The 24,295-nt window shown below is 60.7% G+C and carries 25 protein-coding genes and 1 pseudogene; 16 read left to right on the forward strand and 10 right to left on the reverse strand.

Annotated features, from left to right (window positions below):
• Positions 1-25 precede the first annotated feature (25 nt).
• On the forward strand, positions 26-928 hold the full coding sequence (locus ACINK1_RS14460) for a class I SAM-dependent methyltransferase (RefSeq protein ID WP_376802520.1): 903 nt from the start codon (positions 26-28) through the stop codon (positions 926-928).
• Between the two features lie 9 nt (positions 929-937).
• On the opposite strand, the gene ACINK1_RS14465 is transcribed toward ACINK1_RS14460, so the two are convergent.
• Positions 938-2,725 carry a hypothetical protein gene (locus ACINK1_RS14465; RefSeq protein ID WP_395760169.1) on the reverse strand — a complete coding sequence of 596 codons (1,788 nt, stop codon included), beginning with the start codon at positions 2,723-2,725 and terminating at the stop codon, positions 938-940.
• Positions 2,726-2,785: 60 nt separating this feature from the next.
• Between ACINK1_RS14465 and ACINK1_RS14470 the strand changes: the two genes are divergently transcribed.
• Genes ACINK1_RS14470 through ACINK1_RS14480 form a run of 3 tightly spaced genes read left to right on the forward strand, consistent with a single transcriptional unit; the run spans position 2,786 to position 5,137 of the window.
• Positions 2,786-3,397: a trans-aconitate 2-methyltransferase gene (locus ACINK1_RS14470; protein ID WP_376802522.1), complete on the forward strand. Its 612-nt coding sequence runs from the start codon at positions 2,786-2,788 to the stop codon at positions 3,395-3,397.
• Entirely contained in the window at positions 3,330-4,436 is a 1,107-nt protein-coding gene (locus ACINK1_RS14475) for a glycosyltransferase family 2 protein (RefSeq protein WP_376802523.1), read from the forward strand. The genes ACINK1_RS14470 and ACINK1_RS14475 overlap by 68 nt, the downstream gene beginning before the upstream one ends.
• Positions 4,433-5,137 carry a phosphoribosylglycinamide formyltransferase gene (locus tag ACINK1_RS14480; RefSeq protein ID WP_376802524.1) on the forward strand — a complete coding sequence of 235 codons (705 nt, stop codon included), beginning with the start codon at positions 4,433-4,435 and terminating at the stop codon, positions 5,135-5,137. Before ACINK1_RS14475 ends, ACINK1_RS14480 begins: the two co-directional genes overlap by 4 nt.
• A 124-nt stretch (positions 5,138-5,261) precedes the next feature.
• Here the strand turns inward: ACINK1_RS14480 and ACINK1_RS14485 are convergent, their stop codons facing one another.
• A complete protein-coding gene (locus tag ACINK1_RS14485) occupies positions 5,262-5,969 on the reverse strand; it encodes a WbqC family protein (RefSeq protein ID WP_376802525.1) in 708 nt (235 codons plus the stop codon).
• A gap of 87 nt (positions 5,970-6,056) precedes the next feature.
• Positions 6,057-7,199, reverse strand: coding sequence for a dTDP-4-amino-4,6-dideoxygalactose transaminase (gene rffA / locus ACINK1_RS14490; RefSeq protein WP_376802526.1), 1,143 nt, complete (start codon positions 7,197-7,199; stop codon positions 6,057-6,059).
• A gap of 196 nt (positions 7,200-7,395) precedes the next feature.
• On the opposite strand from rffA, the gene rfbB reads away from it, so the two are divergent.
• A complete protein-coding gene (gene rfbB / locus ACINK1_RS14495; RefSeq protein ID WP_376802527.1) occupies positions 7,396-8,457 on the forward strand; it encodes a dTDP-glucose 4,6-dehydratase in 1,062 nt (353 codons plus the stop codon).
• Between the two features lie 209 nt (positions 8,458-8,666).
• On the opposite strand, the pseudogene ACINK1_RS14500 reads toward rfbB, so the two are convergent.
• Positions 8,667-8,798, reverse strand: a pseudogene (locus ACINK1_RS14500) (IS3 family transposase); the annotation flags it as partial.
• Between ACINK1_RS14500 and ACINK1_RS14505 the strand changes: the two are divergent.
• Entirely contained in the window at positions 8,771-8,953 is a 183-nt protein-coding gene (locus tag ACINK1_RS14505) for a hypothetical protein (protein ID WP_376802528.1), read from the forward strand. The pseudogene ACINK1_RS14500 and the gene ACINK1_RS14505 overlap by 28 nt on opposite strands.
• Here the strand turns inward: ACINK1_RS14505 and ACINK1_RS14510 are convergent.
• The gene (locus ACINK1_RS14510; RefSeq protein ID WP_376802529.1) at positions 8,927-9,397 is read right to left on the reverse strand and encodes a hypothetical protein; all 471 of its coding nucleotides are present in this window, start codon (positions 9,395-9,397) and stop codon (positions 8,927-8,929) included. The genes ACINK1_RS14505 and ACINK1_RS14510 overlap by 27 nt on opposite strands.
• Before the next feature lie 111 nt (positions 9,398-9,508).
• Between ACINK1_RS14510 and ACINK1_RS14515 the strand changes: the two genes are divergently transcribed.
• Positions 9,509-9,961 carry a GFA family protein gene (locus ACINK1_RS14515; RefSeq protein WP_376802530.1) on the forward strand — a complete coding sequence of 151 codons (453 nt, stop codon included), beginning with the start codon at positions 9,509-9,511 and terminating at the stop codon, positions 9,959-9,961.
• 173 nt (positions 9,962-10,134) lie between these two features.
• Here the strand turns inward: ACINK1_RS14515 and ACINK1_RS14520 are convergent, their stop codons facing one another.
• Positions 10,135-11,379 carry an MFS transporter gene (locus ACINK1_RS14520; protein ID WP_376802531.1) on the reverse strand — a complete coding sequence of 415 codons (1,245 nt, stop codon included), beginning with the start codon at positions 11,377-11,379 and terminating at the stop codon, positions 10,135-10,137.
• A gap of 121 nt (positions 11,380-11,500) precedes the next feature.
• Between ACINK1_RS14520 and ACINK1_RS14525 the strand changes: the two genes are divergently transcribed.
• The 9 genes from ACINK1_RS14525 to ACINK1_RS14565 all read left to right on the forward strand — a co-directional run bounded on the left by ACINK1_RS14525 (position 11,501) and on the right by ACINK1_RS14565 (position 21,007).
• Positions 11,501-12,196 (forward strand): helix-turn-helix transcriptional regulator, encoded by a 696-nt coding sequence (locus ACINK1_RS14525; protein WP_376802532.1) that lies wholly within the window; start codon positions 11,501-11,503, stop codon positions 12,194-12,196.
• Between the two features lie 141 nt (positions 12,197-12,337).
• A complete protein-coding gene (locus tag ACINK1_RS14530) occupies positions 12,338-13,264 on the forward strand; it encodes a LysR family transcriptional regulator (RefSeq protein ID WP_376802578.1) in 927 nt (308 codons plus the stop codon).
• A gap of 268 nt (positions 13,265-13,532) precedes the next feature.
• Positions 13,533-14,684 carry an ABC transporter substrate-binding protein gene (locus ACINK1_RS14535; RefSeq protein ID WP_376802533.1) on the forward strand — a complete coding sequence of 384 codons (1,152 nt, stop codon included), beginning with the start codon at positions 13,533-13,535 and terminating at the stop codon, positions 14,682-14,684.
• Positions 14,685-14,840: 156 nt separating this feature from the next.
• On the forward strand, positions 14,841-15,716 hold the full coding sequence (locus ACINK1_RS14540; protein WP_376802534.1) for a branched-chain amino acid ABC transporter permease: 876 nt from the start codon (positions 14,841-14,843) through the stop codon (positions 15,714-15,716).
• A gap of 50 nt (positions 15,717-15,766) precedes the next feature.
• Positions 15,767-16,720 carry a branched-chain amino acid ABC transporter permease gene (locus ACINK1_RS14545; protein WP_376802579.1) on the forward strand — a complete coding sequence of 318 codons (954 nt, stop codon included), beginning with the start codon at positions 15,767-15,769 and terminating at the stop codon, positions 16,718-16,720.
• Positions 16,717-17,460 carry an ABC transporter ATP-binding protein gene (locus ACINK1_RS14550; protein ID WP_376802535.1) on the forward strand — a complete coding sequence of 248 codons (744 nt, stop codon included), beginning with the start codon at positions 16,717-16,719 and terminating at the stop codon, positions 17,458-17,460. Before ACINK1_RS14545 ends, ACINK1_RS14550 begins: the two co-directional genes overlap by 4 nt.
• An 11-nt stretch (positions 17,461-17,471) precedes the next feature.
• On the forward strand, positions 17,472-18,206 hold the full coding sequence (locus ACINK1_RS14555; protein ID WP_376802536.1) for an ABC transporter ATP-binding protein: 735 nt from the start codon (positions 17,472-17,474) through the stop codon (positions 18,204-18,206).
• 57 nt (positions 18,207-18,263) lie between these two features.
• Entirely contained in the window at positions 18,264-19,103 is an 840-nt protein-coding gene (locus ACINK1_RS14560) for a shikimate dehydrogenase (RefSeq protein WP_376802537.1), read from the forward strand.
• 11 nt (positions 19,104-19,114) lie between these two features.
• Positions 19,115-21,007, forward strand: a complete 1,893-nt coding sequence (locus tag ACINK1_RS14565) for a bifunctional sugar phosphate isomerase/epimerase/4-hydroxyphenylpyruvate dioxygenase family protein (RefSeq protein ID WP_395760170.1) — start codon at positions 19,115-19,117, stop codon at positions 21,005-21,007.
• A gap of 7 nt (positions 21,008-21,014) precedes the next feature.
• On the opposite strand, the gene ACINK1_RS14570 is transcribed toward ACINK1_RS14565, so the two are convergent.
• The 4 genes from ACINK1_RS14570 to ACINK1_RS14585 all read right to left on the reverse strand — a co-directional run bounded on the left by ACINK1_RS14570 (position 21,015) and on the right by ACINK1_RS14585 (position 24,195).
• The gene (locus ACINK1_RS14570) at positions 21,015-21,782 is read right to left on the reverse strand and encodes an HpcH/HpaI aldolase/citrate lyase family protein (RefSeq protein WP_376802539.1); all 768 of its coding nucleotides are present in this window, start codon (positions 21,780-21,782) and stop codon (positions 21,015-21,017) included.
• A gap of 63 nt (positions 21,783-21,845) precedes the next feature.
• Positions 21,846-22,664, reverse strand: a complete 819-nt coding sequence (locus ACINK1_RS14575; RefSeq protein ID WP_395760171.1) for a hypothetical protein — start codon at positions 22,662-22,664, stop codon at positions 21,846-21,848.
• A gap of 112 nt (positions 22,665-22,776) precedes the next feature.
• Positions 22,777-23,562: a fumarylacetoacetate hydrolase family protein gene (locus ACINK1_RS14580; RefSeq protein ID WP_376802541.1), complete on the reverse strand. Its 786-nt coding sequence runs from the start codon at positions 23,560-23,562 to the stop codon at positions 22,777-22,779.
• Positions 23,563-23,709: 147 nt separating this feature from the next.
• A complete protein-coding gene (locus ACINK1_RS14585; protein WP_376802542.1) occupies positions 23,710-24,195 on the reverse strand; it encodes a DUF992 domain-containing protein in 486 nt (161 codons plus the stop codon).
• Positions 24,196-24,295: the final 100 nt, after the last annotated feature.

Below are 24,295 nucleotides of genomic sequence, written 5' to 3' on the forward strand. Positions count from 1 at the left end.
TTATGTGTTTTCGCCCTAATATGGAATGTTCATGCGCCTGTGTCTGAATTGTCGACGAACGAGTCCGCTGGCGGTATCGGAACATCTTGTCCCCGCGGGATGGGCGTGTATTGCCTGTGGGTGGCGGCCGGAGATTGTAGACGACATTCCGATGTGCGCGCCGGCGCTCGCCGACACTTCGAACGGCTTTGATCCAGCGGCATTTTCCGAGCTGGAACGCTGGGAAGAAGGTCATTTCTGGTTTGAACCACGCAATACTCTCATCGCCGGGCTGGCTATGCAGCATTTCCCGGAGGCGCGCTCCTATCTTGAGGTGGGATGTGGAACGGGTTTCGTCTTGGAGCCCTTTGTCAAGTCCGGTCGCTATGCGCGGATCGTGGGCTCCGAACTACACCCGAGTGGGCTCCGCGTGGCGCGGCAGCGCTGGGGGCACGCGGTCGAATGGCTTCAGCTGGATGCCAGGGCTCTCCCGGCTCGAGGGGCTTTCGACCTTGTCGGAGCGTATGACGTCATCGAACATATCGCTGAAGACGAACTGGTTCTGCGGGAGATTTCAGCGGCTCTGAGGCCTGCAGGCGGAGTAATCCTGTCAGTGCCCCAGCACCCATTTCTGTGGAGCGATGCCGATGATGCGGCCAAGCATGTGCGTCGTTACCGGATGGGCGAACTTGAGGCGAAGGTCAACGCTGCAGGCCTTACCGTCGTCGCCTCGACTTCCTTCATGAGCCTGCCGCTGCCGCTGATGCTGACGAGCCGTTTCCTCAGGGGCCGCAGCGGGTCCGCTCGTGTGGCGGAGGTTGAAGTGCGCCCTCCTCGTTTGGTCAACAGCGTGCTGCGATCAATCTTGACTCTTGAGGTCAAGGTTGCCCTGGCGGGACTGCCTTGGCCGATCGGTGGCAGTCGTGTCGTTGTGGCGCGCAAGGCCTGAGCCGATCCTTTAACGGATTAGCGGCGTGTCCAGTCTGCGATAAAGCCTGAAATCACGGAACGACACGCTGAACCGCGCAACTTCGGCGTAGCGCAGGAGGAGCTGCTTTTCCGTTTCTCCAATCGGCTCGATCCAGCGATCATCGTAGATCGCGATGATGTCCGGCGGATTTTTTGCGAGAAGCATCTCCCAGATACCTCTTGCCCGCTCACCTGTGTAGCTGCGCAGCGGCCAAGTGGAGGGAGCATGGGGAACCAGGTCGTTGAGGAGATAAAGACCCGAGAGTGCGCCGAAGACGGTAAGGGTCTCACCCGAGCGGGTGTGCTGCTCGAAGGCGCGCGTCACTGCATCGACATAGGCGTGCATCTCGGGGGCCGTGACCAAGCCCTTGAAGGGTCCGCTTTCCACGCGTGTCGGGATTGCGGGACGGCCACCCGTCACTTCGCCATACACCCAGGTCTGAGAACTGTAGCCGGTCGCCGCCAGCACGAAGGCAAGCGGAAGCACGCAAGCGGTCACCCTGAGACGCCCTTGCCGGAAATCAGGTGGAGTTAGGAGTGCTAGGCCAACGGCCGCAGCGAACAGCCCGCCGATGGCGATGTTGTTTACGTGCCCGGCGGATGTCGACCCTGTCACAGCGCCCGAGACAAGACTGACGAAGAGCAGGCCTGGCACGATGGTCCGCGCTGAACCCCGGATCTCGATCGCCACGACATAGGAGGCGATGATCAGACATAGGATGATCACATCATGCGATTTGAGATAGGCGACAGGTCCTCCAGAAAGAACAAGCACCAGTCCCGGAACGATAGCGATTGTTGCCGCTACACGCTCGTGGCGGAGCTTCATGGCGAAGAGCACCACCAACGCGCTAGCGGTCCAGACGAGACCAGCGATCACGAGAGGCTGATTGGCAAAGACGCGCCCGGCTGCCTGCATCCGTGCAGTAAACCCGCCGACAAGACTTACGAGCCCGGTGGTGAACTCCACCATTGCAAGAAGACGTTCGAAGCCGAAGATGGCGAGAAGAAGCCCCGCACCAGCCGCTGCACAGATCGCGCAGACACCGATGAAGGTCGCCAGCAGGCGCACTTCCTCGCGACGACGGGCGCTCCCCCACGCAACGGCAAACAAGAGGACGGGCGCAATCGCCAACGTCGGATACACGATCGCAGTGATCGTCAGGAGCACAGCGGATCCGATGAGCGATGGTAGGACACGCGTCGGTCGCGACGCACGTGAACTGCGCTCAACGTTGAGTAAGGCACCGCCATAGAGCGCCAGCGCGCCCGCGAGCGCGAACATCGCGATCGTGTTGTACGAGGGGGCGGGCAGGCTGAAAGGAATGTACGTGATGGGAAGCGCTGCAGCGAGTGCCGCCACGGGACGGGGGCGCAGTCGACGTACCAACAGGTATATTGCGGCGGCTGCAGCCAAGGCCATGCCGACGTACAGGACGCGAAGGAACAGGACTAGGCCGTTGAGGCCGCCCGAAAGTGCAATGTAGAGGCGCGCCAGCGGGTAAGCGGGCAGCTCCGACAACTGAGGCAAGAGGAGGCTCTTGCCAGCTCTGAAGCCGTTGCGCATCCACTCGATGATGTGGGTGGCGTAGTAGGCCTCATCCGAGAGATCGACACCCACATCCAGGCGCAAAGCAAAGAAGACCAGCGCGAAGGCCGCGAGGCCGCCTAGCCAGAGTAGATCAACCCAGGCTTTTTCACCGGCAGAGACATAGAAAAATGGAAACTTAGTGGAAAACAAAGGAGAGTGCCTCGATAGCGTGGGTGCACGAGCCATCCGCACTTGGCGCAGCCGTCATGACACTGTATGCGATTACCTCAATGGTTGGAACGCGCGATGTCTGAAATCAGAACTGGGCTGCGAAGGTTTCTGGAGGACCCACGCCTCTACGAGCTTGTGCAGAAGGCTATGGGTGCGCGGCACAACCGGCAGGCTTTCGTCGACCGATACATCCGGCCCCGTCCTGGTGATCGCGTGCTCGATGTGGGATGCGGGCCGGCGGCGCTCCTCTCGCACCTGCCTGGTGTCAACTATACCGGCTTCGATCCCAATCCAGCCTACATACAACAAGCGCAGCGCCGCTATGGCGAGCAGGGGCAGTTCCACGCCAAAATCTACGATGAGGCAGATGTCTGCCGGTTCAAACCATTCGATATCGCGATCATATCGGCAGTGCTTCATCACCTGGACGATCAGGAGGCACGCCGGCTGTTCGGCCTGTTGCGCCGTTCGCTCAAGCCGGGCGGACGTGTGCTCACGTTGGACAACGTCTACGTCGATGACCAAAATCTCATTGCGCGCCTCCTCATTTCGCTCGATCGCGGCCAGAACGTGCGGTCGCCCGAAGGTTACCGGGAGTTGGCGACCGGGATATTCGACGATGTCCACGGTGACGTTGTTCACAAAGCAATCCCACCCTACACCTACTACATCATGTCAATTCGATGAGGCGCTCGAACAAGTGACACATGCTTTGCCCTTGATTGCGCCCGTTGAATCCGCTGCCGTAACGTCCCGGCCACTTCTTTCGGTCGTCTCCACTTTGTACCGCTCGGAGAGCTTCCTGGAGGAGTTCGTTGCCCGAGTGTCTGAGAACGCGCGCCTCGTTGCCGAGGATTATGAGATTATCCTCGTCAACGACGGCTCGCCGGATGGCAGCCTCTCTTTTGCGTTGAGCCTGGCCCGTCGCGACCCGCACTTGGTCATCATAGATCTCTCCCGGAATTTCGGGCACCACGCTGCCATCCTAGCCGGTCTCGCCGCGACGAGCGGTGAGCGTGTCTTTTACCTCGATTCTGACCTTGAGGAGTCGCCCGAACTCCTGCCTTTGTTTTGGGAGGAGATGAACCGCGAAGCACTCGATGTCGTCTACGGGCGTCATCCCCAGACGGAAGGTACCCAATTCCGCAAGGTGACGAGCAACGCGTTCTGGTTCATCTTCAACGCGCTGTCGGATACTCCCGTTGAGCGCAACCTCTGTCACGTCCGGCTGATGTCGCGCGACTATGTCAACGTTTTGAACAATATGCCGGAGCGCTCCTTGTTCCTCGGTGGGCTTTACGCATGGCCCGGGTTCCGTCAGAAAGCCATGTCTATCGAACGGAAGCTGCGAAGGGCACAGTCAACCTACGACACCTGGAAGCGCATCGGGCTGATGACGCGATCGATCATCGCATTCTCGACACGTCCCCTTGAGGCACTGTTTCTCGTTGGGGCACTTATGGCTGCTCTGTCCTTCGTCGCGGCCGGAGCAATGATCGCGTTAAGAATCTTCAGCTCCGAAACGGTCATGAGCGGATTCACGGCGCTGATCGTATCCATATGGTTCCTTTCGGGGGTTCTCCTGGCCGGCATGGGCGTCTTGGGGCTCTACATCGCGCACATCTACGTGGAGGTGAAGGCTCGCCCGCGGGTAATTGTCCGGGCGGTGCACCGCTTTGGCTCCGCGCCAGCTACTACATCCGAGCCGGCCCCCGTTAAACCGTGAGCGGCCCCCCGCCACAACGCCTGTCTTGGGCTGTCTCGGGCCGCGGTACCGCACTGCTGGCTGTGGCCGAAGCGTGCCGCATCGGTCTGCTAAATGCTCAAATCGTTGGTGTTGCGATTGATCGTTCGCTTCCGCTCGCCGCGCGCTTGGCGGATCTCGGTATTCCCTGCTATTTGGTTGACCACCAGGCCAGCGAAAGCCGTGCGGCTTTTGACCAAGGTTTGGCCGAGGCTCTGTCAGGATCGCAGGCCGATCTGACGTTTCTGACTTTCAATCGACTGATCGGGCCGGACGTCTTGGCCGCTTGCCGGCGGCGGATACTCAACCTGCACATGGCACTTCTGCCGCTCTTTCCAGGCTTTGGCGCCCTGCGGGCCGCGCTCCGGTCCGGAATGCGTGTGGCCGGTGTCACAATCCATGTAGTCGATGATACGGTAGACGGTGGCGCCATCATTGCCCAGGGCATTTGTCCGATCTATCCGGGCGACACGGAAGCCCTGCTCGGTCGCCGCCTATTTGAGACAGCTTTGCCGCTTGTTATGCAATGCGTTCGGTGGTCCGCATCGGCCGACCTCATCATCACGAGCGATGGTCTTCCGATCTGGAAGCGCGACAATCTTCAAATGGGCCCGCGACATTTCCCTGGTGTCGACGCCGATATCACCGCTTTTTCGGATGAGTTCTGCAACCAGCTTCCCTGAGCATGGATGCAACTTCGTTCAGCTAGAGCATCATCCCGCCAGGTGGATACCGGCTGACGGAAAAAGATGATGCGAAAGCAATAATCTAGAGCAAAAATCCGTACCAGCTTGATCGGATTTTGCTCTAAGAAGATCGGTCCAGGTACCGTTGGGCATCTTCACCAACATTGAGCAGGAGATCGACGATGGAGACCGCAGGCTCGAATGCCCCCCAGAGCTGGGGATAGTCAGGGTAGCCGGAGTAATCCATCCACGCCACCTCAATGCCCGACCGTTGGAAGGCGGGAACATCCAAGTAATCCTGTGCAGCGGGTCCACTGAGATATCGTGTTCCACCGCGCGCTAAGACGAGCTCCACCACTCGCTCGCTCGGGTTCATGGCCGCCAGAGCCGAGCGCTCGATAACATCCACACATCGGTGCATCATGCGCTCGATTCCTAAGCCAGAACATATTTTTTGCAGGAGAATCGCATTAATCTGAGAAAGAATGGCGGCTTGCCCCGCCTCCCTCATGGCTGAAAAAATCCAAGGTGCGACCCGGTCGAAATGGGCCGCGCGCCGGTAGGCGTGCGTAATTGAGGCGATATGGTTTTCTACCCAGCCAGCTTGAGCCGGCCGGGTCTCATCGATGGCCTGTCCAAACCGAGCTTCAACCGGGATTGTTAACCAAATGAGTCCATTTGGAGTCTTGATACGGTTTCGATTGCGCCAGTCTTGTCGAGTATATTGCACACTTTCAAGAAATATTACTTCGTCAGCCAAGCGCAACATATCAAAATAACCGCGCCAAGGTATATAATTAGATTGTATAACAACAACTGTCTTAGTCACTGACAAGTCCTTACTAGATTTCGCTATCTTATAAACTATAAAAAATAGGATTAACGTTTTTTTTATCTCAAAAAACGCGCAGTCGGGCTATGAAGGGCGTCTCAGGGTTCGTTGAACCCCGTCGATCACCCGATCGGCCTCTTCCATGCACATACCGGCGAACAAAGGGAGGCGGACAAGGCTGACACTCGTCCGATCGGTTACGGGCAGGTCGCCGGGCGTCCGCCCGTAGCGCAGCCCGGCCGGTGCTGAGTGAAGTGGAATGTAGTGGAAAGGCGCCCAAATGTCCTGCACGCGCAGCGCCTCAATTAGCCCATCGCGGGTCGCCTGGTCACGCAAAAGCAGGTAGTAAAGATGCGAGTTATGCTGGCAATGGGCAGGAACGTGAGGTCGCCGTACGAGGTCGGCCGACTCAAGGTCGGTGAAGGCCTCATCGTAGCGAGACCACACTGCCTGCCGCTCGCTGTTAAAGCGCTCGACTTCCTCGAGTTGCGCCAGGAGGACCGCAGCAGTTATCTCGCTTGGCAAGAACGAGGAGCCACAGTCCATCCAAGTGTACTTATCGACTTGGCCAAGCTTGAAGGCTCGGCGGTTCGTTCCCTTCTCCCAGATCACAAAAGCACGTTCAGCAAGTGACGGATCCGTCACAATGAGGGCGCCCCCTTCACCAGACATGGCATTTTTTGTTTCGTGGAAGCTGAAGCAACCGAGATCGGCGAGCGCACCGGCGGGGCGCCCGCGATAGGTTGAAAGAAGCGCCTGTGCGGCATCTTCGATCACCATCAAGCCGTGCCGGCGTGCGATGGCGACAATTGGGTCCATCTCGGCGCAAATGCCCGCGTAATGCACGACGAAGATGGCCTTCGTGCGCGGCGTTATAGCGGCCTCGATCAGAGTCTCGTCAATGTTTAGCGTATCACGGCGAATGTCGATAAAGACCGGTACAGCATTGCGCAGCACGACAGCGTTGGCGGTCGACACGAAGGTGAACGAGGGCATGATCACCTCGTCGCCAGGCTCCAGGCAAGCGAGGATGGCGGCCATCTCGAGCGCTGCCGTGCAGGACTGTGTGAGGAGGGCATCAGCCAAACCCATACGTCGCTTCAGCCAGTCTTGGCAACGATTGGTAAAGTCCCCATTGCCCGAGAATTCGCGTCGATCAAAGGCCTGGCGTAGGTATTCGAATTCACGCCCGCCAAGTGGAGGACGGTTGAACGGCAGGGAACTCATGACGTCTAGCCTCTGGCGCAAGCGATCAGGGCTGATCGGGCGAGACAAATATCTCGCGAATATCAATCGCGTCAACCCGTGAAAGTATAATGCCGTCGGCAGTTGCGAATTGCGGAAGGGGACGCAATGCTCTAGTAGCACACCGGAATGCAGACGTGCACTCCACAGAAGAGCACGGTTACTGAAAGGGCAACGGGTGGCCAAACGATATTTGATCACAGGCGGGGCAGGATTTATTGGTTCGGCGGTCGTCCGACACATCATCGACGCGACACACCACAAATGCCTTGTAGTTGATAAGCTGACCTATGCCGGCAACCTAGATTCGCACGCGCTGGTTTCCAGCAACGCACGTTACGGCTTTGTGCGCGCTGATATTTGTGACGCAGCGTCCATTGAGGCGCTTGTTGCGGAGTTCGATCCCGACGTAATCATGCATCTTGCGGCCGAGAGCCATGTCGACCGTTCCATCGACGGTCCGGGCGAGTTTGTACTCACCAACGTGGTTGGCACTGTCACTCTACTAGAGGTGGCGCTTGCATTTTGGCGCAAGTTGGATGCCGACCGACGCAAGTCGTTTCGTTTCCATCACGTTTCGACCGACGAAGTGTACGGCTCACTGGGACCGCAGGGGCTTTTTACCGAGACAACGGCCTACGACCCTCGGTCGCCTTATTCTGCGTCAAAAGCGGCGTCTGATCATTTTGTCTCAGCATTCCATCATACTTATGGTCTGCCAACCGTTGTTACGAATTGTTCAAATAATTATGGACCTTATCATTTTCCCGAGAAGCTTATCCCGCTGATGATCCTCAACGCTTTGGAATGCAAGCCACTGCCAGTTTATGGCGAAGGGAGAAATGTCCGCGACTGGCTATTCGTCGAAGATCACGCTCGGGCCTTGCTAGCAGCGGCCGAGCGGGGTCGGGTTGGCGAGACTTACAATATTGGTGGCGAGGCGGAGCGCGAAAACATAGAAGTCGTGCGGGCGATCTGCGCTCTGATGGACCAGCGCCTGGGCGATCCGCCAGGTACACGCGATCGCCTCATCACTTATGTAAAGGACCGTCCCGGCCACGATCAACGCTACGCTATTGACTGCTCAAAAATAAAGCGGGAGCTAGGTTGGAGTCCATCCGTGACCTTCGAAGCGGGTTTGGCGCGTACGGTCGATTGGTATCTGGATAATCGGACTTGGTGGGAGCGCGTGCGCACGGGTAGCTACAGCGGCGAGCGGCTAGGGCTCTCCACCTTTTAGGGAGGACCCTCCAGTCTGCTTTGAACCGCGCCGAGTTTTCCAGACGCCTTCGGCTTGTGCTTTGCGTCGGGGTTCGAACTCGACGGGCGGCAGCATTCTGCTCCGTGCGTGCCTGCGGGCGGGATTGTAGAACACGTCAGTATAGTCGAGAGGTGACCCGGTTTGTTTGAACAGTCCGGGACAGTTTTATAAGTGGTTTCTGCCCTCGGTCATGCTGCAACCGGGATTGGCTGCAGCGCATTGAAGTAGGCATGATCCGGCGCCTGCCGCCCCAGGCCCCGAGGTGGCCTCCGGCCGTCGAAGAAGTCCAGATGTGTTCCGATGGAGGCACGGGCTTCGGGCGAAGCTCGCCAAGCTGGTAGCGCTTGCCGAGGCGGGCGAAGCCGAAGGCCTCAAGGCTATCGAGATCAACCCGGTTTCAACGAGTCCGAAGGCCATGGCGCGCTATCGCGATCTGGCGATCATGGCGTTACAGGCGCGCCGCATGGCGGCATGACCAGGGCCGAGCAGGTCCCGCAACATTCCAGAACACGACGCGGCCCGGACCTTTCCGGGCCGTCATCGTCTCCCACTCCTTCGCGTCATAGTGCGGATCGGACGGAAACGGCGATATCGCTTTCGCGACATCAGCGAACGGGCGCGGATAGATGTGGATCGTCGCTCCCGCCATGTCCTTGCGCGCAAGTCCCCGCCCGACCTGAACGACATGGCGGCGGGCAAATTCTGTGTTGAAACAAGAATCTGGCCACGCCTGCGCCAGCGCCCGGGCGAGCACACCGGAGCCAGCCGCACACCAGACTTCATCGGGATCAACCCCCGTTGCGAGCGCCGCTTCCGCGAGGAGTGTGACGGCTTCGGGTAGATCGACGCCGCCTGCACGCCTGCGGCGGCAAATGTCCGCCGTATTTGTTAGTCGATGCCGTGCAGGAATAGCGCTCATGACCGCCACTCGCGCTGTCGCCAACCCATGGACTTCGGGCCGCAGGCCAATATAGCCTGACGCCCTGTGCGTGGGTCCCGATCACGCTCTGACCACGAGGAGGCGAACAGCATGGAGACAAGCAGCGTGCCGTCCCTTCATATCGCAACATGCCGCTGTGGGCAGCTTCAGGCTCAGTGTGAGGGTGATCCGGTGCGGGTTTCGGTTTGTCACTGTCTCGCGTGCCAGAAGCGCAGCGGCAGCGCCTTTGCCACGCAGGCGCGCTGGCCCGACGACAAGGTGCGCGTCACAGGCATGTCCAAGACTTGGGTTCGAACGGCTGACAGCGGCAACCGCGCGACCTATCGTTTCTGCCCGGAATGTGGCTCGACGCTCGCCTATGTTGTCGAAGGTTGGCCGGGCGTGACAGCAATCCCGCTCGGCGCGTTCGTCGACCCGCAATTCCACGCGCCACGCCACTCCGTCTATGAGCATCGAAAACACGGCTGGGTGGCAATCCTGGGCGAGGATGTGGAGCATTCATCCGTGCCGAGCCCGATACGCCGGCCCGGACAAACGCTCTGAGAACGAATAGGGGCTGGCGTTGACTGGCGCGGGGTTTGCGGCGACCTGTGCCCTGGCAGCGTCTTTGCCTCGCGCACGTCCACGCGACCATTGCGGACTTTTGATACAATCGGCAAGCCTGCCCATCCGATAGCTGCAGCGCCAAAATCACCCGGCCGGCCCGTCCCTTTCGGTTATGGCCCGGCCCGGCGCCTGTAGGCACCGCGCCCGGACAGATAGGCGGCGATGGCCGCGCACTGGATGATGATGGCCGTCGCGAAGACCGTCATCTCTGGCAGGCTGGCGCGCAGGATACCGAAGGTTGCCGGCGCAAAAGCATAGGCTGCCTGCGCGCTCGCCACCATGAGGGCGATGACACGACCGCAGTCCTCTCTGGCAAATTCGCGTTGCGCCACCAGCGGCGGCAGCGATGTGGCATTGCCGATCCCCAGGCCGATGAGGATGACACCCAGAAGCAGCAGCGGCACATGCGTGCCGGCGGCTGCGAGCAGCACCACGCCGCCGGTCATCTGCACGCCAAGGCTCGCCGCTGCGATCAGGCGCCGCTCGCTCCCCTGCGGCATCAGCCAGCCAACCAGAGTTCGGCCGAGGATGGCTGAAGCCGTCGACAGCCCTGCTGCCCATCCCGCCCCCTGGCTTCCAAGGGCTGGCACCAGCAGGGAATAGAGATGGGCGATGAGGCCGATCTGGGCAAAGAGCGTGAGCGACATGGCAAGCGCCAATGTCAGGAACGCCCGGTCGCGCCACGGGGTGGTAATGCGTGCACACGCATCTGTGGGGTCGCCACCCGGAAGGCTTGCACCCACCTCATCACCATCAGCCTCAACCCCCTTGCTGCGCGGCGAATGGATCAGGATGGTCGCAGCAATGATCAGGACACACGCAACAAGGACTGCCCCTACCGCCACACTCGCCAGAGGAAAGCCGATCCAGGCGATCAGCGCCGCCCACAAGGGCGAAAAGACGATGCCGCCGAGGCTTGCGCCATTATAGGCAGTGGCGAGTGCCGCCGGGCGTTTGCAGACAAACCACGGGGCGATGATGGCGTTGATCGCCGCAGCCCCCAGCGCCACCCATCCCGCACCCGACAGCAATGTCGCTGCATAAAGCTGCCAGGGCGGGGCGGCAAACGCCCAGCCGCAGACGCCTGCTGCCAGCAGGGCGGCGCCAATGAATGTCACCATCGGTAACCCGAAACGCCGATGCAGGCGCGGCAGGTTGGCAACCACCACAACGCCGGCCAGGAAATGGCTGGTCACAGCGCCTGATACGACCGCGAGCGGCCAGCCACGAGCCGCACGTACAGCTTCAAGATAGATGGGCGGGCCGTAAAAGCCGATGCCCCAGCCGAACATGGCGATGATGACAGCAGCCCCCACCACCGTCCAGCCGTAAAACCGCTTCGTCCGCTCGCCCATCGCTCTCCCCCTTGTCTGAGTGCAAGGCGAGATGCCGCAGGAGGGCCAGCAGATGTTACGGTCGGCACCGAACGATCATGATGGCGGTTATGATAGGTTGTCAGGCAAAGGAAGCCCGGACATGGTGACGACCAACGCACTTGCGGAAATTGCCTCGCTCATCGGCGAGCCGGCGCGCGCCGCCATGCTGCAGGCGCTGATGGACGGGCGGGCGCTGACGGCCGGCGAGTTATCGCGCGTTGCCGCGATTACCCCGCAAACGGCGAGCGGCCATCTGGCGCAGCTGGCGGCTTCAGGCCTGATTGCGGTTACCGCGCAGGGGCGCCATCGCTATCACCGCCTTGCCGGGCCGCAGGTGGCGCGCCTGCTCGAAAGCATGATGCTGGTGGCGGTCGGCCGCCAGATCAAGCCGCCGCGCACCGGCCCGCGCGATGAGGCGATGCGCCGCGCCCGCACCTGTTATGATCATTTTGCCGGACGCCTGGGGGTAGGCCTTGCTGAGGCGATGATGACGCAGGGCTGGATCGAGATCGGCGAGGAGGCAGCGATGCTGACGTCTGCCGGTAGCGATCGCCTCAAGCAAGCTGGAATTCCACTCCCCGACATCATCCGCACGCCGCGCCGCGCCACCCCCTTGTGCAGCCTGTGCCTCGACTGGAGCGAACGGCGCCCGCATATTGCCGGCGTCCTTGGCGCGGCACTGTGTGCCCATGCCCTGGCGGAAAACTGGGTGCGCCGACAGCCGGGCTCGCGCGCCCTCGAGATCACCCCCAAGGGCACTCGCAGCTTTCGCGATATCTTCTGCATCGAGGCATGACGCCGTCAAAGCCTCGCCGGGGCGGACCATTGGTTCTGGTCGAGAAGTATGATCCTCTCCAGCAATGTCGCCTGGCCGATCATCACGCGGCACGGGGCTGTCCTCAGAGGAAAGAGTGTGAGCGAACCTGCCTCCCGCCCGCTGATGACGCTGCGCCAGATCGAGGTGGTGCGCGCCATCATGATCACCGGAACGATTGCCGGCGCGGCAGCGCTCCTGCATGTCTCGGCCCCGGGCATCAGCCGGTTGATGAAATATACCGAGCGCATGCTCGGCCTGCGCCTCTTTGAGCGCCGCCACGGGCGCTACGTGCCAACGCCCGATGCCGAAGATATTTTCGAGCAGATCAACGGTGTCTACAAAAAAGTCGACGATCTCCATTTTGCCTTGCGGCGCATCGAACGCGGCGACGGGCTGGAATTGCGGCTTGCCTCGGTGCCGAGCATCTCCAACGTCATGGTGCCGCGCGCCGTGGTGCGCCTGCGCCAACGCCATGACGGCTTGCGTCTCGACATCAATATTCTGAAGATCGAAGAGGCGGTCGAATATCTTTTGCTGGGCAAAGGCGAACTGGTGGTGATGAGTACGCGCTTTGACCATCCCGGCATCGATTTTCTGCCGCTGGCTGCCGGCAAACTGGTGTGCATCGTTCCCGAAGGGCATGAGCTGGGGCGCCAATCGCGGATCACGACCCGTGAAATCGCCGCTCATCCGCTCATCGGCATCGATCCCAACGACCCCTATGGCCGCATCATGACCGAACTCTTCCGCCAGGCGGGCGTCACCTACGACATTCCGATCAGGGCGCGCTTCGGCACCACCGTCCTGGCGCTGGTGCGCGCCGGGCTTGGCATTGCAGTCATTGATGAATTCACAGTGGCGCATGGCAGTGCGCCGGGGATAAAGATCCTCGATATCGACGAGCCGACCGATTTCCAGACCTACATCGCCATCAAGGCCGGAAAACCCTTGTCGCGCTTTGCTGAAACCTTCATCGCCTTGTTGCGCCAGGAAATGGCGGCCGTCACCCGCTTGCCCAACGGTCCGCAGAGGTATCGAAAAAAATAACATCATGTTATGTTTCATGAAAGAAATGGTTATTGCGTTATGCGTTGCCTTTCCTCTTTAAAGGTACGACAGAGGCTGGCAGGAAGACCGGCTACCGTCAGGGTGGACACAGGAAAGGATGCGGCGCTCGATATCCCGCGATCGGCAAGGCGAGCTGCGCTTTGCCAAAATGACGTCGGTGTGGATACTGGTGCGTGCACGTCCGGTGGCAACAAGAAGAAGCTCAATCAACAGGCTTCGTTGTAATAATCCAGGGAGGATACTCAGCATGAACAAACGGCACCCCTTTAACCGCTGGCTGATCGTCGGCGCCTTTGCCGCCTGCCTCGCGGCGCCCGCAGGCGCGCAGGACGCAGTGAAGCTCATCAGCGTTGGCGAATTATCGGGCGGCGGCGCCACCGTCGGCACCAATTTCAAAAACGGGGCTGATCTGGCGATTGCGGAAATCAACGCCAAGGGCGGCATTCTTGGCAAGAAGATCGAAGTCACTCATTACGATTCGCAGTCAAATCCAGGCGTCGCCCGCGGCCTCATCCAGCGCGCCATTGACGAAAAACCCTATGCTATTCTTGGTCCGGGGTTTTCTGGTTCGGTGAAGGTCACCGCACAGCTGACATCTGATGCCGGCATCGCCCAGGTGATGGGCGGCGAGGCGGCCGAGCTGACGCGCCTTGGCATGAAGACACTGTTTCGTACATCTTTTGGCCAGCAATCATCGATGCCCAAGATCGCCGCCTACCTCGTTGACGAGGTGAAGGTGAAGAGCGTGTCGATGGTCTGGGTCAACAATGATTTCGGCAAGGGTGGCCGCGATACGCTGAGCAAGGAATTGCAGGCGCGCGGCATCAAGATCGCGGCTGACATTTCAACCGAGGCCGGCCAGGTCGACTTTGCCGCCGACGTTGCCAAGGTGAAGGCAGCCGGTGCGGATGCTGTGTTCGTCTATCTCAACGAAGAGGAAAGTGCGCGCATTCTGAAGGAAATCCGCAAGGCCGACATCAAGGTGCCGCTGATCGGCGAAACCACGCTGCTCGGTCAGAAGGTGATCGAGCTTGCAGGCGAGGCCGCCAATGGCGTCAGGGGCCATGTCGGCCTCACCACTGATGCTCCGGTGCCGGCGATCCAGGAATTCCGCAAGACGTTCGTTACAAGATACAATTACGTGCCGGACCATAATGGCATCAAGGGTTATCTCAGCATCTACATGATCAAGGCCGCCAGCGAGAAGATGGGCAAGCTTGATGCGAAGGGGCTGCCGGACGCGCTCAAGAATCTCACCATTCTGGCCTCAAAAGAGCCCGGCATCCTGATGGATGTGACGATCGACGAGAATGGCGATCTTGATCGCGATTCCTTCCTCGGCGAGGTCGTGCACGGCAAGCAGCAGATCACCAAAATTCTGCCCAAGCTGAAGAAGTAAGCCAGCCATCATGCGGGGTCCGGCAGACGTCGGATCCCGTATCACCTGCGCCCCGCCGATATCAGCCTGACACTGCCTGAAACAGGGACGCCCGGCGCCCGTGTGTGAGCCGATCAGCGCAGCCCGTTTGTTTTGACCATGCCAAGAGGACGGAAAATGGCCAGTTTCATGTCGCTCGTCATTGCCGGCCTGGCGACCGGCGCCATCTACGCGCTCATTGCCATCGGTTTCTCGCTGCTGTGGCAGACCTCGCAGACCATCAATTTCGCCCAAGGTGAATTCGTCATGCTGCCGGCCTTCTTCGTACTGGCAGCGATCAATGCCGGCGCCCCGTTCTGGCTTGCTGCCCTCATCGGTCTTGTCATCAGCGTGATTATTCTGGGTGCCATGTTCAAGCGCCTGCTGGTTGATCCGATGCTCAGGCACGGCGTCCTGCCGCTGGCGATTGCCACCATGGCCTTGTCGATTTTCCTGCGCGAGAGCGTGAAGGAATTCTACAGCGCCGAAGCCTCGCCCTTTCCCTCCTTCATTCCTGGCACCACCATCGGTTTTGCCGGTATCAGCGTGTCGCTCCAGCATGTGGGCGTCGTTCTGGTGGCGATTGCCAGCGTCATGGCGCTGACAGCACTGCTCGATCGCACACCGATTGGCCGGCAGATGCAGGCTTGCGCCCAGAATCCGGACGTCGCCCGCATCCTCGGCATCCCGGTGGAGCGCATGATCATGTACACCTTCCTCATCAACGGCTTGCTGGTGGGCATTGCCTCCCTGTTGGTGAGCCCGATCTACCTTGCCAAATTCTCTTCTGGCGAGACGCTGGGGCTGGCTGCCTTCATCGCCGCCATCGTCGGTGGCTTCAATCGTATTCGCGGCGCCATCGCCGGCGGTTTCCTGCTCGGCATCGCCGATAATCTTGCTGCCGCCTATGTGTCGACGCAATATCGCGGCGCCGTCCCGCTCTTTCTCCTCATCGCCGTCATCTTGCTGCGTCCGCAAGGTCTCTTCGGCAAGGCAGAGGAGCGCACCGTATGATCCCGCCACTCGCACGATTGTGGCAACCGGCAGCCCTTGTCCTCGCCATTATGCTGCTCATTGCTCTTCCCTTTGGCCTCGAGCGCTATGGCATCTATATCCTCAGCCTGTGGGCGGTAACGACGATTGCCGCCATCGGCCTTAATCTGACGCTGGGCTATGCCGGGCAGATTTCACTCGCGCAAGGAGCCTTTGTCGGCATTGGCGCCTATACGGCTGCCATCATGACAAGTGCCGGCTGGCCGCTGCTGGTGGCGCTCATTGTTGCCATCATCCTGTGCTTTGCGGTGGGCTGGCTGCTGGGCTACCCGGCGCTGCGTGTGCAGCACCATTATCTGGCCTTCGTGACGCTGGCCTTCTCCACGCTGGCCTTCCTCGTCTTCCGCAACGAGCAATGGCTGACAGGCGGTATCTACGGCATCTTCGGCATTCCTCGCCCCACCATCTTCGGCTTTTCCACGCGCTCTGCACAGGCCTTCTATTATGTCTGTCTTGGCGCGCTCGGCGCGGTGTCTCTCATGGCCTGGTGGCTGGTGCGCTCGCCCTGGGGCAGGGCCTTTACGGCGCTGCGCGAAAACCCGCTGCGTGCGCAATCGCTGGGCATTGATACGCGCCGCTACACTCTCATGGCCTTTGCCATCGGCTCCGCCATTGGCGGGGTGTCGGGTGTGCTTTACGCGCCGCTCGTCGAATTCGTCGATCCCACGCCCTTTTCCCTGGTGCTGTCGCTCAACCTGCTGCTGATGGTCATCGTTGGCGGTCAGGGATTTTTCTTCGGGCCCTTCCTTGGCGCGCTCATCGCCGTGCTGCTGCCGGAATGGCTGCGCTTCACCAAGGGGTATTATCTCATCATCTACGCGCTCGTCGTCATGCTGCTGCTGATCTGGTCGCCCTCCGGCATCCTGGGCATTCTCGACGAAGCGCTGACCCGGCGCAAAACCAGACGCGCCTCCGCCCTGCGTGCTGCCGCCAGGCCCACGCTTGACGAGGGGCGCGCACCATGAAGCCGGTTCTTGAAGTCCGCGATATTCATAAATCCTTCGGCGGCATTCATGCCGTACGCGGCGTCTCGTTTGACGTCAGGCCGGGCGAAATCCTCGGCATTATCGGCCCCAATGGCTGCGGCAAATCCACCCTCTTCAATTGTATCCTCGGCCAGCTGCCGCCAAGCTCCGGCGAGGTCTGGCTGGAAGGAGAGCGGGTGACCGGGCTTCGCCCGTCGCAACTCAACCGCCTCGGCGTCAGCCGCACCTTCCAGCTGCTGCAGGTCTTCCCCAAGCTCAGCGTCCGCGAGAACCTCATTCTGGCCGGGCAGGAGCATCGTGGCAGCATGCTCTCGCGCCTGCTTGGACCAGGCGATGCCGGGCTCACGCCTGACGCCGACAAGATGATCGCCTTTTTCAAGATGCAGCATCTGGCTGATGAGCGGGCCGGCGGTCTGTCGTTTGGCCAGCAGAAATTGCTCGATGCCGCCATGGCCTTCATGGCCGGCCCACGCCTTGTTCTGCTTGATGAACCGGCAGGTGGTGTCAACCTGACGATGCTGGGAAATCTCAAGGAGCGCCTCAAAGCGATCAATGAGGAGCAGGGCGCCACCTTCGTCGTCATCGAGCACAACATGGATTTCGTCATGAGCCTGTGCAGCCGCGTCGTCGTGCTGGCGGAAGGCAAGGTGCTGGCGATCGGCACGCCTGCCGACATCAGGGCCAATCAGGCGGTGATTGACGCCTATCTTGGACATTGAGGGCAGAGACCATGGACAATCCGCTTCTGAAACTCGATGGTATCATCGCCGGCTATGGCTCGATGACCATCCTCAACGGCACCAGCTTCGAGGTGCGTCGCGGTGTCATCACCACGGTCATCGGCCCCAATGGCGCCGGCAAATCAACCGTTTTCAAGGCGATCTTCGGCCTTCTCAAGCTGCGTGCCGGATCGATCCATTTCGACGGGCAGAGCATCACCGGCTGGTCGCCGCGCCGTCTCATCGAGGCCGGCATCGTCTATGTGCCGCAGGGGCGCAATATTTTTCCGGAAATGTCGGTGCGCCATAATCTTGAATTCGGCGCTGTCGCGGCGGCCAACATCGCCGACCTGCCCCAGCGCATCGAGGCCGCGCTCGACCGCTTTCCCGCTTTGCGCGAGAAAGCCGACGTCCAGGCCTCCACCCTTTCGGGCGGTCAGCAGAAGCAGCTGGAAATCATGCGCGGCCTGCTGCTCGACCCCAAGCTCATTCTCATCGACGAGCCGTCCATCGGCCTGTCACCCCTTCTCGTGCAGGAAACGTTTGCCATTCTGAAGGAGCTGCGCGCCAAGGGCGTCACCATCCTGATGATCGAGCAGAACGCCCGCATGGCGCTAGAAATGTCCGATGACGGTCTGGTCCTCGAACTGGGCCAGACCCGCCTCCACGGACCGGCTCACGATATTCTCAACGACCCGCGCATCGCCCAGCTTTTTCTGGGCGGGGCGATGGGCGCGGCAGCGTAATCATCCAGCGCCCGGCAGCAGGCCGGCGCAAGATGCTCCAGCGACCAGGCAAACGACATGGCGACCATCAACGGCAATACGGCGCTCATCGCCCATATCGGCTACCCGACGTCAACCTTCAAGGCGCCGATGATCTACAATCCTTATTTTGACAGCATCAACCTTGATGCCGTCGTCGTGCCGATGGGCGTGAAGGGGGAGGATTTCGCCACCGCCTTTCCCGCCATCTGCCGCTTCACCAATTTTCACGGCGCCCTCATCACCATGCCGCACAAGGTAACCGCGTTGAACCTGATGGATGAGGTGTCACCAACAGCCGAGATTTCCGGGGCTTGTAACGCGGTGCGCCGCCTCGCCGATGGCCGGCTCATCGGCGATATGTTCGATGGCGAAGGCTTTGTTCGTGGGCTGATGAGGAAATGCTGCATCGTCGGCGGCCGGCAAGCGCTTGTCATTGGCTGCGGGGGCGTCGGCTCGGCGATTGCTGCTTCGCTGGCTGGCGCCGGCATTGCGCATTTGTGTCTCCATGACGTCAGCTCATCCACCATGGAAGGGCTGGCACAGCGGCTTGGCCATCATTACCCCGATCTGAATATGACCCTCGGCTCAAACGACCCGGCGGGTGCCGATATCGTCGTCAACGCGACGCCGCTGGGGATGAAGGCGGGCGATCCGATGCCGCTTGATGTGGCGCGTCTTGGTCCGCAGAACTTTGTCGGCGAAGTGGTGATGAAAAAGGAAAAGACCGCTTTCCTCAATGCCGCCGAGGCCGCGGGCTGCCGTATCCAGATCGGGATCGACATGCTGTTTGAGCAGATACCGGCCTATCTTGAATTTTTCGGCTTCCCGACCACCACCCCGGATATTCTGCGCGCCCGCGCCCACATCACCTATTGAGGAGCGCCGCCATGAAGACCGCGATGGCGACCGTCTGCATCCCCGGCAGCTTGCCCGAAAAGCTGGAGGCGATCGCTGCTGCCGGTTTCCATGCGGTCGAGATTTTCGAAAACGACCTCATCACCTTTCCCGGCACGCCGCGCGAGATCCGCCAGCGCTGCGCTGATCTTGGACTGGCCATCGTCACCTGCCAGCCCTTCCGCGATTTTGAAGGCATGCCTGACGCGAAGCGCCAGCGCGCCTTTGATCGCGCCGAGCGCAAATTCGACCTCTTGCAGGAGCTGGGCACCGATCTTCTCTTTGTCTGTTCGACCGTTGCCGCCGATGCGGTGGGCGGTGTTGATCGTGCCGCGCACGATCTTGCCGAGCTTGCCGAGCGCGCTGCGCGCCGTGACATGAGGGTCGGTTTTGAAGCCCTGTCATGGGGGCGCCATACCTATGATTACCGTGATGCCTGGGAGATCGTCCGTCGCACTGACCATCCGCGCCTTGGCCTCATTCTCGACAGCTTCCATATGCTGGCACGCGATATCGACCCCTCTGTGGTGGCCAACATTCCCGCTGAGCGCATCTTTCTCGTGCAGATTGCCGATGCGCCGCGCCTGCAGATGGATATCGTGTCATGGAGCCGGCACTGGCGCTGTCTGCCGGGGCAGGGCGATTTCAATCTTGGCCCCGTGATGGAAGGGCTGGCGGCAAATGGTTATGCTGGCTACCTCTCTCTGGAAATCTTCAACGACCGCTTTCGCGCCGGCTCGGCCCGCTCCGTCGCGCTTGATGGTCACCGCTCGCTTATCTGCCTGATGGATGACACGGGGCGCCGCATGGGAAAAACCCTTGCCGGCGCCGTATCGATGCCGCCTCCGACGATGATCGAGGGGGTGGAATTTATCGAATTCTCGGTTGAGGACGGCGAGCGCGCAGCCTTCGAGACATGGCTCAGCCAACTCGGCTTCGTCGAAGCCGGCCGCCATCGCAGCAAGGATGTCGCGTTATGGCAGCAGGGCGATATCCGCATCATTCTGAACAGTGATCCAGATGGCTTTGCCCGCAGCTACCAGATCAGCCATGGCACATCGGTGTGCGCGCTGGGCCTGCGGGTAGGGGACGCCGCCGCCACGACGCAACGCGCGAGCGCCCTGCTCGATATCCCGCATGAAGGGACGATCGGTCCCGGTGAACTTGCCATTCCCGCCGTGCGCGGCGTGGGCGGCAGTCTCATCTATTTTCTCGATCACAGCGAGGGTCTGGCGCGCTGGGCGGATATTGATTTCGCGCCGACCGGTAGGTCCACGACAGGATCCGGCCTCACCCGCATCGATCACATCTCGCAAGCCATGCATTACGAGGAAATGCTTACCTGGCTGCTGTTCTATACCTCGCTCTTCAACACGCGCAAAACGCCAAGCCAGGCTGTCATCGACCCCGGTGGCGTCGTTCAGAGCCAGGTCATCGAGAGTGGCATCGACAAAGGCGCCGGCCTGCGGCTGGTGCTGAACGGATCGCAGAGCCATCATACCCTGTCAGCGCGCTTTGTGACTGATTTCTTCGGCTCCGGCGTCCAGCACATCGCCCTTGCCACCAGCGATCTTGCCGCCACTGTCACGGCGCTGACGGCGGCAGGTGTCGACATGCTGCCGGTGCCGGAAAATTATTACGATGATCTGGAAGCGCGTACCGATCTGACGCCTGCCCAAATCGCGCGCTACAAGGCGTTGAATATTCTCTACGACCGTGATGCCGCCGGTATCTTCCTGCAATCCTACACCGGCACCCGCGATGGCGGCTTCTTCTTCGAATTTGTGGAGCGTGCCGGCTATGCCGGTTATGGCGCAGCCAACGCCTCCGTCCGGCTCGCAGCCCAGGCCGGCCGCGCCCGACCGCGAACCATTCCGCGCGCCTGACACATATTCAACCCTGGCGCAGCCGGTGCATGAGGGCGCTCGCTGCCTTGGCAATCAGCGCGCCATCGGTTGTTACCGCCACGAAATCGACACCTGCGGCAATACGGCGGACAATCTCATCTTCATTGGTCGTGAGATAGCCGGATGGCTTGCCGATCGCCTTCAGCCGGGCAAAGCCGTCATCGATGGCCTGTTGCACATCGGCATGCTGGAGATTGCCAAGATGCCCCATATCGGCGGCAAGGTCAGCGGGGCCGATGAACACGCCATCGACACCGGGGACGGCAGCAATAGCCTCGATCTGAGCCAGCGCTGACACCGTCTCGATCTGGACGAGCACGCACACTTCATCGGCGTAGCGCTTGAAATAATCCGGCCATAGCCCGTAGCCGGCCCCACGCGAGCCGCCTGACACGCCGCGATTGCCATGAGGCGGAAAGCGCGTGGCCGCCACCGCCGCCGCTGCCTCCTGGGGATTTTGCACATAGGGAAACAACAGGCTCTGCGCTCCCTGATCCATCAGCCGCTTGACCTCGACCGTGTCGTTCCATGACGGGCGCACGACAGCCGGCACGCCGCGCGCCTCGGCGGCACGCAGATGCTCGATCACTTTGGAAAGATCGTTGGGCGAATGCTCGGTATCAATCAGCATCCAGTCAAAACCGCACCCCAGAAGCAATTCGGCAAGCTGGGGTGAGGCGAGTGTCGACCAGATGCCGAGTTGTTGCTGGCGGCCGAGCTTCTTCTTGAACGAATTATGCGGTGTGCCTGCCATGTGCTTTTCCTGACATACAAAAAAACCTTGCGGCGATTTATTTATATCGATTGCGCCCACCCCTCACAGCTGGGCGCGGAAATAGGCGACGTTGATGATGAGGCCGGGCAGAAGCCACTGGAAGAGCTGAACTGTCCGATGCACCTCGTCAAAACTGCCTTCCTGCCGGGCGGCGTCTCGCAGGATGGCGCTGGTCAGGCCGCCCGGATTTGGCAGGCTGAGCGCGGCCTGGACTACGGCCTCGTGCATGGCCCTGACGATGGCTTCATAGCCGGGCGTCTGCAGATGCGAACGCAGGTCCTGCCAAGCCGTGGCAAAATAGCTGGGCCAGCGGGCAAAGGCCCGGTAATCGGTGTTGACGAGCGGCAGGCCAAGCTGCGCCTTGACGTCGTCATAGATGGCTCGTGTCGGCTGATCAGCATGATGAGCTTCCATCAGCACGAACGGGGCCAAGGACGGTGGCGCGTGGCGACCGGCGAAAGGCATCGTCGCTGTCACCGTCGACAATTCGTGGCCTTCCAGCAGCAGGCGAGCATAGGTCGCCATGAGCACATAGGGAAGGTTACCGATATGAAACACCGTGTTGATGTCGCAAATGGCGTCGATCTCGCGCGGCGCGTAGCCGGTGGCCTTCAGCCGCTCGATTATCGACGGCGGTGCCAGCCCGGCGACCAGACCTTCGGCCTTGAGGCGCAGTGCTACACAGCGCTCCGCCAGCTCGGCTGACTGAAAGAGCGGCCGCAACCCGCCCCACAGCGCCTTGTAGAAATGGCGATAATGCGAAAACGACATGGTAACGACGCCCATCCAAGGCACCTGGAGTATCGCCTTGGTGTCCTCGTAATCAGCCTTGCGGCTGCCCTCCGCCAGATATTCCGGCAATGGATAGATAGCCGGAACAGGATCTGGACGGCAGCGGGGGAGAAAACCCGGAGTGAACGCGCTCGACATTGCTGAATATGCCCTCGCGATTGAGAAAACGGACGAATATCGATCAGACGATCTTGATCGCCAGATCGGGCAGGCCGTCGATCTTGCACAACAGCGTATCACCGACGATCACCGGCCCGACATTCTCCGGCGTGCCGGAATAGATGATGTCGCCGGCATGCAGCTCATTGGCTTGCGACAGCTTGGCGATCTGCTCGGCCACCGACCAGATCATATGGGCAAGCGTCGCATCCTGTTTGATCGTGCCATTAACCGCCAGCGATATCCTGGCATCGCCGACATGGCCCACCTTGTCGACGGTGTGCAGCGGCCCCAGAGGCGCCGAGCGGTCAAAGGACTTGCCTATTTCCCACGGCTTCTTCTGGTCGCCCATCGCGCGCTGCAGATCACGCCTGGTCATGTCGAGGCCAACCGCATAGGCGAAAACATGATCGAGCGCTGTCTCCTGGGGGATGTTGCGCCCTCCCGATTTCAGCGCCACCACCAGCTCGACCTCGTAATGATAATTCTTGGTGAGCGAGGGATAGGGATGATCGGCAACCGTGCCAATGCCGACATTCTGGATGGCGTCAGTCGGCTTCTGGAAGAAGAAGGGCGGCTCGCGTGTGGGGTCGGAACCCATCTCGCGGGCATGGGCGGCGTAGTTGCGACCGATACAATAAATGCGCCGGACCGGAAACATCATGTCGGAGCCGGCGATGGGGATCATCGTCGGCTGGATTGTGAAAGGCGTCTTGATCGCCTGCGCTTCCACGGGTGCTGCAAGCAGCGCGCCACCGCCAGTTGCCAATGCGCCCGCCAATATCTCACGCCGTCCTATCCCGTCCATGGCCGACCTCCTCGTCGTTTTTTGTTGGGACGAGATTAGCAGGTTGCTGGCGCCAGCAAAGAGGTCAAACGGTGAAACAGGCGGGGAGCAGACCGAAAAGGGCCTTCTGCCAGGCAGAAGACCCTTTTTAGTGGCGTCGTTTGTGAATTAGTGGACGGAACGAAGCTCAAGATCGGCAACGCCGGCGGCGACGTTGATACCCTGCTGGACGCCCAGCGACAGCGGTTGCAGGGTGAGCGAGCGGTGGAACCCGCCGACAAGCACATTGGCACCCACGCCGACGCCAAGCGTTGCCTCGCCGGTCGCGCCGACATAACTGCCGGCCAGGGCTCCCTTGGCGCGACCCTTCGATGGAGCGAAAACAGCCCAGCCGATCATGGCGCGGTCGGTTGCTCCGATATCGATGCCAAATTTCCTGATCGTCCCGACGTAGCGCTCCGACCCGCCATTGACCGGCCGAAACGAGCAGAGCATGTCTTTTTTAGAGGTAATCACCAGACCGATGCCGCCCTTGACGTCGCAGCGCAACGTCCCGACCCTGATGTTTGTTTCGGCTGAAGCTGGTGACATGGCGCCGGCAATGGTTCCGGCAATAGCGACGCACAAGGCGCCGGCAAGACGCAGATTTTTCATGGCTTGATCCTCTTTTCGCGGCGGCTGCTACCCGTGCCGCCGCGCCCGCTGATTGAAACGGGCGGCAGGCCGGATTGTTCCCTGCCAGCGATATCGAGGG

This window comes from Raskinella chloraquaticus (SeqCode), assembly GCF_021731865.1.
GTDB lineage: Bacteria > Pseudomonadota > Alphaproteobacteria > Rhizobiales > UBA4765 > Raskinella > Raskinella chloraquaticus.